The sequence below is a fragment of the Streptococcus sp. SP8 genome (assembly GCF_030440045.1).
In the GTDB taxonomy this organism is placed as follows: Bacteria; Bacillota; Bacilli; order Lactobacillales; family Streptococcaceae; genus Streptococcus; species Streptococcus parasanguinis_I.
Genome location: NZ_JAQFJL010000006.1, coordinates 26,119 through 40,553, shown reverse-complemented (window position 1 = coordinate 40,553; position 14,435 = coordinate 26,119). Strand labels below are relative to the sequence as shown.

The 14,435-nt window shown below is 45.2% G+C and carries 13 protein-coding genes; 2 read left to right on the top strand and 11 right to left on the bottom strand.

The window, feature by feature from the left end:
• Positions 1–96: 96 nt before the first annotated feature.
• From rpsI to rlmB, 5 genes are all read right to left on the bottom strand, one after another.
• The gene (rpsI, locus tag PCY11_RS06160) at positions 97–489 is read right to left on the bottom strand and encodes a 30S ribosomal protein S9 (RefSeq protein ID WP_002893764.1); all 393 of its coding nucleotides are present in this window, start codon (positions 487–489) and stop codon (positions 97–99) included.
• Between the two features lie 18 nt (positions 490–507).
• Positions 508–954 (bottom strand): 50S ribosomal protein L13, encoded by a 447-nt coding sequence (rplM, locus tag PCY11_RS06155; protein ID WP_002876943.1) that lies wholly within the window; start codon positions 952–954, stop codon positions 508–510.
• A gap of 152 nt (positions 955–1,106) precedes the next feature.
• Positions 1,107–1,970: a DegV family protein gene (locus PCY11_RS06150; protein ID WP_125334920.1), complete on the bottom strand. Its 864-nt coding sequence runs from the start codon at positions 1,968–1,970 to the stop codon at positions 1,107–1,109.
• A complete protein-coding gene (locus PCY11_RS06145; RefSeq protein WP_003004212.1) occupies positions 1,970–2,482 on the bottom strand; it encodes an NYN domain-containing protein in 513 nt (170 codons plus the stop codon). The genes PCY11_RS06150 and PCY11_RS06145 overlap by 1 nt, the downstream gene beginning before the upstream one ends.
• 18 nt (positions 2,483–2,500) lie before the next feature.
• Positions 2,501–3,229 (bottom strand): 23S rRNA (guanosine(2251)-2'-O)-methyltransferase RlmB, encoded by a 729-nt coding sequence (rlmB, locus tag PCY11_RS06140; RefSeq protein WP_301362581.1) that lies wholly within the window; start codon positions 3,227–3,229, stop codon positions 2,501–2,503.
• A gap of 96 nt (positions 3,230–3,325) precedes the next feature.
• On the opposite strand from rlmB, the gene PCY11_RS06135 reads away from it, so the two are divergent.
• Positions 3,326–4,288, top strand: coding sequence for an aromatic acid exporter family protein (locus PCY11_RS06135; protein WP_125334922.1), 963 nt, complete (start codon positions 3,326–3,328; stop codon positions 4,286–4,288).
• A 114-nt stretch (positions 4,289–4,402) separates the two neighbouring features.
• Positions 4,403–7,633, top strand: coding sequence for an LPXTG-anchored zinc carboxypeptidase (locus PCY11_RS06130; protein WP_301362580.1), 3,231 nt, complete (start codon positions 4,403–4,405; stop codon positions 7,631–7,633).
• 327 nt (positions 7,634–7,960) lie between these two features.
• On the opposite strand, the gene PCY11_RS06125 is transcribed toward PCY11_RS06130, so the two are convergent.
• From PCY11_RS06125 to PCY11_RS06100, 6 genes are all read right to left on the bottom strand, one after another.
• Entirely contained in the window at positions 7,961–9,628 is a 1,668-nt protein-coding gene (locus tag PCY11_RS06125) for an alpha-glucosidase (RefSeq protein WP_301362579.1), read from the bottom strand.
• 66 nt (positions 9,629–9,694) lie between these two features.
• Complete coding sequence (locus PCY11_RS06120) at positions 9,695–10,825, bottom strand: ABC transporter ATP-binding protein (RefSeq protein ID WP_003010064.1); 1,131 nt, start codon at positions 10,823–10,825, stop codon at positions 9,695–9,697.
• Between the two features lie 124 nt (positions 10,826–10,949).
• Positions 10,950–11,810 carry a helix-turn-helix domain-containing protein gene (locus PCY11_RS06115; protein ID WP_070674832.1) on the bottom strand — a complete coding sequence of 287 codons (861 nt, stop codon included), beginning with the start codon at positions 11,808–11,810 and terminating at the stop codon, positions 10,950–10,952.
• The gene (locus tag PCY11_RS06110; protein ID WP_003004765.1) at positions 11,807–12,205 is read right to left on the bottom strand and encodes a Mini-ribonuclease 3; all 399 of its coding nucleotides are present in this window, start codon (positions 12,203–12,205) and stop codon (positions 11,807–11,809) included. The genes PCY11_RS06115 and PCY11_RS06110 overlap by 4 nt, the downstream gene beginning before the upstream one ends.
• Entirely contained in the window at positions 12,198–13,541 is a 1,344-nt protein-coding gene (gene cysS, locus PCY11_RS06105) for a cysteine--tRNA ligase (protein ID WP_070845784.1), read from the bottom strand. The genes PCY11_RS06110 and cysS overlap by 8 nt, the downstream gene beginning before the upstream one ends.
• Before the next feature lie 20 nt (positions 13,542–13,561).
• The gene (locus PCY11_RS06100; RefSeq protein ID WP_070845786.1) at positions 13,562–14,428 is read right to left on the bottom strand and encodes a GNAT family N-acetyltransferase; all 867 of its coding nucleotides are present in this window, start codon (positions 14,426–14,428) and stop codon (positions 13,562–13,564) included.
• Positions 14,429–14,435: the final 7 nt, after the last annotated feature.

The window sequence follows — 14,435 nt, the reverse complement described above, 5'->3', positions numbered from 1 at the left end:
AATTTCAAGTATCACCTAGTTACAAAAATTTGGGGTGAACAGAAAAAGCATCCCGTATTTTTGATACGAAATGCTTTCAATAAGTTTAAATAAGTTTTAACGTTTACTAAATTGTGATGCTTTACGAGCTTTTTTCAAGCCTGGTTTCTTACGTTCAACTTTACGTGAGTCACGTGTAAGAAGTCCTGCGCGTTTCAATGAATCGCGGAAGTCTGGGTCTACTTGAAGAAGGGCACGAGCAATACCATGACGGATAGCTCCTGCTTGACCTGCGTATCCACCACCTACAACGTTAACGAAAACGTCGTATGAACCTGCAGTTGAAGTAACTGCGAATGGTTGGTTGATTACAAGACGAAGGTCAGCGTGTGGGATGTACTCTTCAACATCTTTTTTGTTAACAGTGATTTTACCAGTTCCTGGAACAAGGCGAACGCGTGCAACAGCGTTTTTACGACGTCCAGTACCTGCATATTGTGCTTGTGACATACTTTATTGTTCCTTTCCTTAGATAAGTCCTGAAATATCAAGAACTTCTGGTTGTTGGGCAGCGTGAGTGTGCTCAGCTCCAACGAATACTTTCAATTTCATACCTTGAGCGCGGCCAAGAGTATTGTGTGGAAGCATACCTTTAACTGATTTCTCGATCAAACGTACTGCATTTTTAGAACGAAGTTCACCAGCAGAGATTGATTTCAATCCACCTGGGTGGTTTGAGTGAGTGTAGTAGATCTTATCAGTTGCTTTTTTACCAGTCAATTTAACTTTTTCAGCATTGATAACGATTACGAAGTCACCTGTATCAGTGTGAGGTGTGAATGTTGGTTTGTTTTTTCCGCGAAGCACGCTTGCAACAACTGCTGAAAGGCGTCCAAGAGGTACATCAGTTGCGTCAACAACGTACCATTTGCGTTCTACTTGGCCTGGTTTAGCCATGAATGTAGTTTTGTTCATGATTTCTCCTATATGAATGTCGTTTTTGTTTACAGGGCGGATGTTCCGGTCCGCAGGGTATTTGAAAGGTTCCGGGGCCTTACAAATGGGGTAAACAATACCGCCTACTATTGTATCAAAATTCTAAGATAAAAGTCAACCGATTTGGAAAATTATTTGCGATTTTCTTTTCCTATGACAAATCCGATCAAGGAATTTGGGCCGACGTGGGCGGAGATGACTGGTCCAAGGGGCGTTACAAGGACTTCGTCGATGCCATCAAGTGCAAGCATTTCTGCCTTCAACGCTTCGGCTCCTTCTAGATCGTTTGTATAAGAGACCAAGGCTGTGCTTTCACCGATATCGGTTTTGATCAACTCCAGTAATTCTCGGACGGCTTTTTTGCGTCCACGAACTTTCGTAATGGGCACTAATTTCCCTTCTGCATCAATCCAGAGAATGGGCTTGATGCTGGCTAGACTTCCCATGATCGCAGCGCTCTTTGAGAGGCGACCACCACGCATGAGGTGGTAGAGATCATCGACGAGGAAATAGGTCCGCAGTTTTGGAGCTAGAGCCATGATCTCTTCTTTGGCTTCTGCTAATGAGCGACCCGCATCGCGCGCTGCTACTGCCCGCATGACCAGGTAGCCCTCTCCAATCCCAGCAGCCTTCGGATCGACAATCTCGATCACGGCTTCCGGGTAGTCTTCTAAAACCAGGTCTCGTGCCATGACTGCACTCTGATAGGTCCCAGATAAGACCGATGAAAAGGCTACATAAAGTACAGCTTTTCCATCTTTTGCAAAGTGCTTAAAGGTCTCCTGAAATTGGCCCACATTGACCTGACTGGTTGTCGGTTTGGCTCCATTTTTCATGGCTTCTAAAAGCTCAGGGCTGGTCAATTGACCTTCTCCTACTGTCTGGTAAACCGTCCCATCTAACTCAATGGTCAAACCCAGAATGGTTACCTGGTGTTCCTTGGCCCAGTTTTGGTCCAAATCTGCGGTCGAATCGGTTAAAATAGCAAATGTCATTACTTGTCTCCCATCATTTCTTGTAATTGTCGCAATACTTCGTGATCGAGTGGTCGCATGGGTGGTTTTTGATCGTTGACCACTCGCTGCGCCTGGTTGAGGTTTCCTTTGACGACTGCGACCCGTTTTTCTAACTCTCTGGCAGATACCCGAAGAGCTCCTTGAGCAAATACGGTCCATTGCTCATTTAAGTCACTGGTCGCTACCGAAACTTGGTGGAGGGGCGTATTAAGCTCTGCCGCCAAGCGCTCGATATAGTCATCTGCCGTCTCATCCTCACCGGTAAAGACCACCTGAACATTGAACTCCTCATAGGTCTGCCGCACTCCTGGCATATACTGGGCATCAAAGACACAGATGACTTCGATCCCTTCAAAGCTAGCATAGTGACTCAGTTTTTGCAGGAGGATATTGCGAGCTGCATCGAGCTCACTTTTTTGAAAGAGCTGGCGGGTTTCCTGCCAAAAGGCAATCATATTGTAGCCGTCAACCAATAAGATTTTTCGTTTCATATCATTGCCTTTCTAGAATTATAGTCGGTTGCGAAAGACCTCATACATGAGGATGGCTGCTGCCACACTGGCATTGAGGCTTTGCACATGACCATTCATGGGAATAGTGATCATCTCATCGACTTGCTTTTTGATGTTGGCCGAGATCCCTTTTCCTTCATTGCCAATGATCAAGGCTAATTTGCCAGCCGTATTCCACTGGTGTGATGGCGTGCCGTTCATGTCGGTTCCAAAGATCCAGAAGCCCTCTTCCTTTAGCTTGTCTAAGGTTTGGCTAAGATTGGTCACACGCGCAATGGGAATGTGTTCCACTGCTCCGGTAGAAGTTTTAGAAACCACTGGGGTTACCCCAACCGCCCGGTGCTTAGGAATGATGACTCCTGAGACATTGGTCGCATCAGCTGTCCGTAAGATAGATCCAAGATTGTGCGGATCTGTTAAGCCATCGAGAATCAATAAAAGAGGGTTCTCTTCTTGGGCTGTCTGTTTCAGAATCGCTGCCAAGTCTGTGTAAGCAAAGGCTGCCACTCGAAGAACAAAGCCTTGGTGGACAGCTCCTTCTGTCATTTCCTGCAGGTTTTTCTTTGGCGTCCAAGAAATCGACACCTTCTTCTCAGCTGCTAAGGCCTTGATTTTGTCGACATTTTTTCCTCGGAGGTCTTCTTGAATATATAATTTATTGCCTGTATTGGCTTGTAAAGCCTCGGTGACTGCGTGGACACCGTATACGATATCGTTATTTTCCATAGAACTAGTATACCACAAGAAAGGAGGATGATGCCAATTCATGATATAATGAAATGAAATCTATTTTAATGAACGAACCAAACTAGAAAGGAAGCCATGCCTCTTTTTCAACGAACCATCAAGCTCACCTTGGCCACCTGTTTAGCAGCTGCCCTTGCTTATGCTCTGGGCTTGACCTATGCCATCTCAGCTGGCGTCATTGCCATCTTGAGTATCTCTGATACGCGTCGCAGTACGATCAAGCAAGCCTATCAGCGTTTTATGTCGACTTTGCTGGCCCTTGTGATCGGAAGTCTCGCTTTTTCCTTTTTTGGCTTCAACCTTTGGGCACTGGGAGTCTTTATCGCTCTCTATGTTCCATGCGCCTTTCTAATGGGCTGGCAGATCGGCATCACCCCTAGTACGGTCCTCGTCACCCATCTCTTGATTGAGCAGTCTACTTCCTGGGGGCTCTTGCTCAATGAACTTGCCCTCTTTTTAATAGGAACCAGCTTTGCCTTACTAGCCAATCTCTATATGCCCTCTCACCAGGCAGCGATCGATCACTATCATGATGTTGTCGAAGACCAACTAAAGAAGATTCTTGCCCGTTTTGCGGAATTACTTGGTAAAGGGGATGGTCGCAACGATGCCCGCTTGATCAAGGAATTGGATAGTATCCTAAAGGACGCTTTAAATCTGGTCTATCTGGATCATTCCAACCACCTTTTTCACCAAACCAACTACCACATTCACTACTTCGAAATGCGCAAGCGCCAAAACGATATCCTGCGGGATATGGCAGAAAACGTCAACCGCTGTCAGTTAGCAGCGAGTGAAAGTATGATCTTGGCTCAACTTTTTAAGAAGACTGCGCAACAGTTAAGTCAGGAAAATCCTGCCCAAAATCTTCTAGATGATATTACTCAGTATTTGGCGATCTTCCGCGAACGGCCCTTGCCCAAGACCCGGGAAGAATTTGAAACACGCGCCACCTTGCTCCAATTGTTAAGAGATTTAGAAACCTTCATTCAGGTCAAGGTTGATTTTTACCAACAATTTCATCAGGAGACAGAATAGACAGAGAAGCCCTTGCGAAATGCAAAGGCTTCTTTATTGCGTGAAATGTTGAAAACGCTTTCCTAAAATGGTATACTGGAGTAGGAAAATAACTTTTTAAGGAGGGTCTTCTATATGAAGTCTTCGTATAAGAAACATTTGTACACTACGACACTCAGCCTCTCAGCTGCTGTCTTGCTTTCTGTCATCGGTCATGGCCAAGTATCAGCCGATAGCTTAGAAGCGCCTCAAACAGAGCCAAGTACGGTCCTTGAAGCGGCACCCGCTACTGAGCAAGCTGTGACAGCTGAGACTGCCAGTCCTGCTACAGCTGAAAAAGGAGACACCGCAGCCCCTGCCACTTCTGCAGAAGCAACAGCGACTTCTGATGTGGCTTCTACTACAGAAGTTGCGCCAACCGCTAGTCCAAGCACTACCCGTGCGACAACGACCGCTGACCAAGCGACACGATTGGCTGATAGCACCATTTATCTCTCTGAAAAGAGTACGATTGATGACAAAGTCCAAGAAAAAGCTCAAGCTGCTGGCAAGATCAACTGGACCTTAGACAATAAGCCTCTCTCTGAGTGGAAAACTTGGGATATGGAGACAGGAACACTAAGCAAGGATCCATTCCTTACCATCACAGAGACCGCAAACGGAAATGATCTGGATCTCCACATCGACGTGCAGGATCTCTTTGGTGAAGATCTTAGCCTTCGGAGCCCAAATAATATCCGCCGGACTTATCGCAACTACATCGGCAATCATGAGCTGGTCGGAACCAATGCAGACTTGGGTGTGACCATCAATAAAACTCTTGTTTTTCGACCTTACCAAGACTACCATACACATGAAGAGATGCTAGCTGCTATCGAAAAATCCAAGGAAGAAGCGAAACCCGATCGTTTGGTGCAGTTAGAAACCCTTGGTAAGAGCGCCCAAGGCCGGGACATGAAGATGGGAATTGTGAGTAAGGACCAAGCCAGCATCGATCACTACCTGTCTAGCACCAATCCTACAGCTTTGACCAAACCAAGCGAAATGCTGGCTGCACTGAAGGACAAGACCTTGGATTACAAACTACCTGTCTTAGTCCACAACACCCACGCGGATGAGCAGCCTGGCATTGATATCATCACAGGCCTCTTTAATACCTTTGCAACCAAGGAAAAGGTGACCTTTAACACCACTGATGAAGCTGGAAATGCTAAAACTGTCACGCTAGATATTCCAACCTTGCTCAATAAATTCATCTTCTTATTTGACTTCACGGAAAACCCAGATGGGGACGCTCTCAACCTGCGGGCCCTAGCAAACGGGCTCGATCCAAACCGGGATGCCAGCTACCAAACCAACCCTGAAGTCCGGACCGTCATCCAAATGATCAACAAGTGGAATCCGATCGCTCTCTACGACTTACACGGTTTTGTAAAAGAATTCTTAATCGAACCTGCAACACCTCCACATGATCCGAACTTTGAATACGATCTCATGTCCAACCTCATGCTGGAAAATGCCCATCATATGGGACGGGCAGGAGTTGCCAATTCTAAATACAATAGTTACATCATTCCAAAACTGGATTGGGGCGATGGCTGGGATGACTCCTTCTCTGGCTATACAGGGGTTTATGCAGTCTACCATGGTATCTTAGGCCATACTATCGAAATTCCGGAAGGAAATGAAGAATCCTACAAAGCAGGTCGCAATGCCGTACTAGGAGGGATTGACTTCCTCAACCAAGATCCGGACCGTCTCCTTGAGATGCGTCTCAACTTCTACCTGCGCGGTCTCAATAAAACCGAAGATCCAAAAGCTGAAAATGAACTGGTCGGTCCAAATGGGAAAATCGTTGGACGTGTGAAAAATGGTCGTCCGAAATTCTTCCCAGACTACTACGTCATCCCAATGAGCCTCGACAAAGACAACGATGCCCAAGAAGCCTTCAATATGATCGACTACTTCAAACGCAATGGTGTCCTCGTCAAGGAACTCAAAGAAGATATTGGCAACTATAAAAAAGGGGACTTAGTCATTGACATGGCCCAAGCCAAACGTGGCTATGCCAACCACATTCTCTACAAGGGCTCCAACGAATCTGCCTGGGCTGCGATGTACGCAGAGTTGCTGGTCAACTTCCCAGATATGAGAGGCTTCAAGTCCGAACCTGTCTTTGCGGATGGTCTTTTCAACGGAAAATTAGGAGAAGTCACCACCACCCGCGCCACTCGTACCTCTGAGATCGATCCAAAAGCTCCTTACTATGTGATTGCAAATACCTCAGCCAGTGCCGTTAAAGCGGTTAACCAGGCTATTGCACAAGGAAAATCCGTCTACCTAACAGACGATGGCTACATCGTTGACCGCGATACCTTTGCTTCGCTCCTGCCAAACTATGCCATTTATGGGGATGCCCTCTACAAGGTGCCAAGCGGACCAACCTTGAAACCGATGAAGGTCTACTCTCCGAACTACCACTATAATTGGGCTGGAATAGATGCGCCTGCTCATACTAGTCTGGTCCTTGAAAAATTAGGCTTCCAAATCGTCAATACGCCAGAAGAAGCGGATGTTGTTATTTTGGAAAGCAACCGCTTTGACGCTTCCATCTTTGGTAAGAAACCAACCCTGGTCATTGGTGGGGAAGCCATGCAAAAATTGGAAAAATTGGGAGTTCTTACAGGATTTGACGCTGAAAAACTAAAAGGCGGTAGTGACTACGAAGGATTAATGAAAGCCATCATTGATGATCAGGATCCATTGACCAGCGGATACAAGAAGAATACCCTCTTCTACTCCAACTCAGGAAACTGGATTGAAAAGGTTCCAGAGCATTTCAAGACCTTGATGAGCATCGCTCCGAGCGATTATTATATTGCAGGTTGGTGGCCACATAATGATGTTCTGGCTAACAAAGTCATGGCCATCTCTGGAGAACTGATGGGACAACCACTCTTTGTCTATGCAGGAAATCCAACCAACCGTCAACACCCTGTCCACTTCTTCCGCTGGGTAACCAATGCGATCTTTGGCAGCAAGTTGGCAAGCTTGATGGATTACGTTCCAGCTAAAGAACCAGATCAAGTGGTGGTTCCAATTCATAACCAAACAAGCAATCCACAGCCAATCTTAGCCAAGAAGGATACTCCTAAAGTGCTCCTTCCACAAAAAGAAATGACAACAAAAAATGAAGAAAGCGTGCAAGCCTTGACTTACCAAGTAGGACAAAGCTTCCAAGAAAGTCCAGCCAAGGCACAATTGCCACAAACTGGAGAAGACACAACCGCACACTTCATTCTTTCAGGCTTCTTGCTAGCCGTTAGCGGAGGCTTCCTCCTCTTGAAAAAGAAAGAAGTTGAGTAAGTTCCAGGTTTAGACCTGGATGACATGAAAAGAACCTTCGCAGATGCGAAGGTTCTTTTTGGATCTAAACTATCTTTCAAAACTTTCCTTAGGTGAGTGCGGACATCAGCGAACTTCTTCGAAGTTCCATGACTTAGTTTTGAGCCTAAGATCTCAAAACTCCCGAGTGTTTGAAACAATAATGTTTCAAACACTTTTCTCACAGCGGAAAGCTTCAGTTTATACTTGACTGATTTTAAAGTATAGAAAACTTTTATAAATTGCTCCAGAATATTTATTGAAAATACTATTCTACATTAAATTCTAACACTGATGCAAAGTTTCTCCTTATTCCACCAATTCCAACACAACCGTTTGGTAAGGGGTCAATTCGAGCACTTGGTCTCCTTCTTGGAACAACCCAGCAGTATTATTTAAAACGACCGTTTTAATCGGAGCCGGCAACTCCAAGCTAGCTTGGCGATTTTGGAAATTGCTGACAACCAAGAGACGTTTGTCCCCACGGCGTTCAAAGGCGATGATGTTTTCACGGTCCCGATACGCTGGGATCATATCTCCAAATCGGATAGTATTTCCATAGAGGGGATGGCGATACAAGGCCGTCAGCTGCCGGTAATAATTCAAGATGGAATTTGGATCCTTTTCCTGATCTTCCACATTGATGGCAACATCTGGTTTGGGACTGATCAACCAAGCTGACCCATCGCTAAAGCCCAGACCTGGCTCTGCTGACCATTGCATGGGTGTCCGTGCATTGTCCCGGCTGTATTTGGCAATCGCAGCTAATGCTTCTTCCTCACTCAAACCAGCTTCTTTAGCCACATGGTAGCCATTGATGGTCGCGATATCATCAAAGTCCTCAACTGATTCAAAGATTTGGTTTTCCATCCCAATTTCTTGGCCTTGATAGATAAACGGAATTCCCTTGCGCAAAACCTGAATGGTCCCCAGGGCTTTTTTACTGGTATCGTTTACTGGACCTTCCACAATATAATGGGACACCCCACGAGGTTCGTCGTGGTTTTCGATGATGGTCGAGAGAACACCAATCCTATCTGCGCGCTCATGCGCTTGGAAAATACTTTCCTTAAGTTCTTCCGCTGTTGGAAGAGTATGGTCAAACCAGCCCTTTCCTTCCTGCCCTAAGCAGGTTTGCTTGAAGTCAAAGATAGAAGAAAAGACACCGTCTTTTCCAATGAAGAAATGCAATTCTTCGTCGGTTTCATTGAACACTTCCCCAACTGTGAAGGCATTGTACTTGGCGAAGGTTCGCTCATTTAACTCTTGCAAGAAAGGTTCAATCGATTGGGCATTCACTAGAGACTCCAGTACTGGGACCAAGCCATTTTCGCGATCAGACGGAAGCGAACGCCATTCTAGATCTTTTTTGATATTGATAATAGCATCGATCCTAAAGCCCGCAATTCCCTTGTCCAACCACCAGTTGATCATCTTGTAAATTTCTTCGCGCAAGACAGGATTTTGCCAATTAAGGTCTGGCTGATCCTTGTGATAAGAATGGAGATAGTATTTGTTGGTGCCAGGAACTGGTTCCCAGACACTGCCTCCAAAGTAACTTTCCCAGTTGTTGGGTTCCTTGTCACTTTCGATGAAATAAAAGTAATCTGCATAAGGGCCATCTGGATCTGCTAGAGCTTTTTGGAACCACTCGTGATGACTGGAGCAGTGGTTAACCACCAAGTCCATAATGATAGAAATGCCCCGCTTCTTACCTTCAGCAATTAGCTCCTCCATATCTTCCATAGTTCCAAAAATAGGATCAATGGCATAGTAGTCTGAAATATCATAGCCCTGGTCAATAAACGGACTCTTGTAAATAGGCGATAACCAGAGAATGTCAATTCCTAAGTTTTGAAGGTAATCGAGTTTCTTCGTGATTCCTTTCAAATCCCCAACGCCATCACCATTGCTATCTTTAAAGCTTTTTGGGTAGATCTGATAAGCGACCTTCCCCTTCCACCAGTCTTTTTCCATGTTTTGTCTCCTTAAAATGAAAGAGACTGAGACATATCGTATCAGTCTCTACAGTGTCAGTAGGTATTAGTATACTGTTTTTTCAGTTTCTTTGTCGAAGAAGTGAGCTTTGTTCAAGTCAAATCCAAGTTCGATGGTTTCACCAGTTCCAAGGTAGTCACGTGCATCTACTTTAGCGATGAATTCGTTGTCACCAACTTGGCAGTACAAGTGAGATTCTGAACCAAGCAATTCAGATACAGAGATCGTTGCTTTCACGACTGATTCTGGGAATGTTTCAAGGAAAGCAGCTTCTGTATTCACGTCTTCTGGACGGATACCAAAGATCAATTCTTTACCATCATAGCCTTTTTCTTTCAAGACTTTCAAAGCACCTTCTGGAACTTTCAAGTTCAATCCATTGGCAACGATGTGTCCACCTTCCAATTTCACGTTAATGAAGTTCATGGCAGGGCTTCCGATGAATCCAGCTACGAATTTATTCACAGGGTTCTTATACACTTCTTGCGGAGTACCGATTTGTTCTACACGTCCGATAGTACCTGTACCAGCTGGGTTTTTAGTAGCAGACATGATAACGATACGGTCAGCCAATGTCATCGCTTCTGTTTGGTCGTGAGTTACGTAGATGGTTGTAGCTCCGATACGGCGGTGGATTTTCGCGATTTCAGCACGCATGGATACACGAAGTTTCGCATCCAAGTTTGACAAAGGTTCGTCCATCAAGAACACTTTTGCATCACGGACAATGGCACGTCCCATGGCCACACGTTGACGTTGACCACCAGAAAGGTCAGCTGGTTTACGATCCAAAAATTCTTTCAAGCCAAGGATTTCAGCTGCTTCTTGTACACGTTTGTCGATATCTTCCTTGCTGTATTTACGCAATTTCAAACCAAATGCCATGTTATCGTACACAGTCATGTGTGGGTAAAGAGCGTAGTTTTGGAATACCATGGCAATATCACGGTCTTTAGGTGCCACGTTGTTTACAACAGTGCCATCGATCGAACATTCACCTTCTGTGATGTCTTCAAGACCAGCGATCATACGAAGAGTCGTTGATTTACCACATCCTGAAGGACCTACGAAAACGATAAATTCTTTGTCTTTGATGTCCAAGTTGAAGTCTTCAACTGAGTAATGTTCGCTATTTGGATATTTTTTATAAATGTGACTAAGATTCAATTCTACCATGATGGTACTCCTTTGATTTTTATAATTCTATTGTAAATGAAAACGTTTTACAAATCTATGGCAAGTCTCACAAAAAAGAAAAAGAGTTTTGTGCAAGTTGCACAAAACTCTGGATTGATTCCGTTTAAATCACATCTTGTAAGACCAAATGATAGCACAGGGCTAGATCTGTCAGATTTTTCAACTGAAGACCCGTCAACTCCTCCCACTTGTCAATCTTGTATTGGAGCGAATTGCGGTGGAGATAGAGTTGCTGGGCGGCCTTGGTTACAACTGCCCCATTGTCCCAAAGAGCAACAATGATGTCTTGCAATTGATCTTGACTTTCAATCAACTGATGCAAACTTGCCTTGATTGGAGTGAGATCCAAATCTGCCTGCTCGATTCCCCACAGATAGAGTTGAGAAAAGCGATAGACACCTTGATGACCTTCTCGAATCCAAGCTCGAAAGACGGCCTGTTCTGCTCGGATAACCGGAGATACTTTCCCAGCTTTTGACTCAGTCCATATTTGCCCGACCATGATGGATAAGCGAATGTTGAAATCATACTCCATGGCAGAGACGGTATCTTTTAAGATATCAGCCACAACCAGCGACTGCTCTTGATCTAGAATGAGTACATAGTCCTGTCCACTCAGTTGCAAGACTGCCCGAAAGTTGGGCAAGAGTGTCTGCATCATCTCTAACCAAGAAGCCGTCCCTTCTGCTGTTGAATGCGAGAGGTGGCAATAGACGAGCTGCATTTTTTTGATGACTTGAGGGGCTTCTCCCTTTCCATCGATCAGGTACTGGTACCAAGGATTGGGGGCAACCTCTTCTTCACCGCCCAACCAGGAAATCAATTGTTTTTCTCGCTCGGTTAGTTCTTCTTCCTTCAACAGCAACCATTGATGAGCCTGAAGGGGAATGGCTACATAACCAGCTGGTGGATTGGCTTGATCCGTCACCTCTGCATGAGGAAACCACTCTCTGATATTTTTCACTGCTTTCTTCCTTCTTCTACTTGCTGGATGCACCAGTCAATCAGCTCTTCTAGACGAGAGAGCTCCCCCGTCATATGGAGATAGCCCATGACAGCCTCAAAGCCTGTCGACATCCGATAAGTCACGACATCCGCATTTTTAGCTTTGGTATGGCTATTGGTATTACGACCGCGCTTGTAGATCTCCAACTCTTTTTCTGTCAGAATTTCTTGCTCCAGCATGCTTTCAATCAAGCTGGCCTGAGCTCTAGCAGAGACATAGCGGGTGGCAGCCTGGTGAAGCTTATTAGGCTTGGTCATACCTTGAAAAATCAGGTGTCTGCGAATATACATGGAATAGACCGCATCTCCCTCAAAGGCAAGGGCAATCCCATTGATTAGATTGACATCAATCACGTGTCCACCTTACACCTTCTTTTGTATCCAAGAGCTTGATTCCTTGCGCAGCCAATTGATCGCGAATGGCATCTGCTCGCGCAAAATCTTTCTTAGCCCGCGCTTCCTGACGTTCAGCGATCAAGGCTTCAATATCTGCATCCAAGACTTCTTCGACAAAGACCACTCCAAAGACTTCTAACATCTTGGTCAAGGCATCCTTGACTTCTTGATTGTAGTGACCAGAATTGATCCATTTAGCCAATTCAAAGACGACAGTGATGCCGTTTGCCGCATTGATATCTTCATCCATAGCCGCGATAAACTTGTCCACAAAGCTTTGTAAGTCTGCTGGATCCACTTCTCCTGTGAACGGTTGCTCATAGGTATTTTTCAAATACTTGAGGTTGGTCTCCGCATCGCGCACCGCTTTTTCTGTGAAGTTAATGGGCTTGCGGTAGTGCTGGGTCGCAAAGAAGAAGCGAAGCACTTGGCCGTCGATAGTCTTCAATGCATCATGCACGGTGATAAAGTTGCCTAAGGACTTGGACATCTTGACATTATCAATATTGACAAAGCCATTGTGCATCCAGTAGTTGGCAAAAGTTTTTCCGGTCTTAGCTTCTGATTGAGCGATTTCATTAGTATGGTGTGGAAACTCAAGGTCGGCTCCACCACCGTGGATATCAATAGTATCCCCTAAAATTCCCGTCGACATGACCGAACACTCGATGTGCCAACCCGGACGACCAGGTCCCCAAGGGCTGTCCCAAGAAATCTCACCTGGTTTGGCAGCTTTCCAAAGGGCAAAGTCGACTGGATTTTCCTTGCGAGCTGTTTCCTCATCTGTCCGACCTGAAGCTCCTAGTTCCAAATCTTCCAAGGTTTTATTGGCTAATTTTGCATAGTTGTGGGATTTTTCCACACGGAAATAAACATCGCCTTGACTCTCATAAGCATAGCCTTTTTCGATCAAATCATTGACAAAACGAATGATGTCATCCATAAACTCGACCACACGAGGGTGGCGGGTTGCAGGTTTCACGCCAAGAGCCGTTACATCCTCACGGAAGGCCGCAATATACTTGTCTGCCACTTCCTGTGGAGTAATGCCTTCTTCTTTGGCACGGTTAATGATCTTATCGTCCACATCTGTAAAGTTGGAAATGTAGGCAACTTCGTAGCCACGATACTCAAAGTAGCGACGAATCGTGTCAAAGGCTACCGTTGAACGGGCATTCCCTACGTGGATATAGTTGTAAACCGTTGGCCCACAGACATACATGCGGACCTTTCCTTCCTCGATGGGGATAAATTCTCGCAAATCACGAGACATAGTATCATAAATTTTTAACACGCTTCATTTCCTTTCTGTTTCTACTCTTTTGGCTTCAAGTAAACCACCTGAGTCTGTGTGACAAAGCCAATCTTTTCATACAAGCGTTTGGCACCTACATTGCTATCTTCCACTGCAATCTGAAATGCCTTATCATTTTGCTCCATGAGTTGGTTGATGAGGGATTTTGCCAAATAGCTTCCGTAGCCTTGCCCACGATAGACTTCAGCAATCGCAAGTCCATAAAGGTAATTGCATTTTCCAGATACATCGACCGTACAAACGCCAATCACTTGACCTTCTTTGAGTAATATGTACAGCAGACTATCAGGATCCTTCAAGGCCTCAGAAATGTATCTGTGGCTCACTTCCGGTGCTTCCACTTCATCTGAAAAGGTTTGGTGGTGGAGCTGGGCAATGGTTTCAAGATAAGAAGGTTCTGCCAAGAGCACATCGACATCCGAACGGGAATCTAATGCATAAGCGGTTCGATCACGTCCTAACCAGGTTTCTGTTTCGTCATCCTCAACCAGTCCCCAATTGCTGGCAAAATCAGGATGATTCTCTAGAAAAATACGCTCTGTCTGAAAAGTCACAGACTCAATTGGATAAGATGCCGTTTCTTTCTCAAAACTTCCATACAAAGCACGCGCAATTCCCTGTCGACGATGATTGGGGTGGACCAGGATCGCCACATCCACATCTTGATCATCCGCATAGACGGTTAATAGGCCAACAAGTTCACCTTTTTCATAATAAAGGAAAAAGGCCAGCATATCGGGGTCAAAATTGAGCATATTGGAGAGATAAGGATCCCGAAACGTTCCGTCATACTTCTGACAGATGGCAATAAGGGCCTTTGCTTCCAGTAGTTGGTGGTCATTCAATGTATTGGTTGATTGAATCACGTAGCGA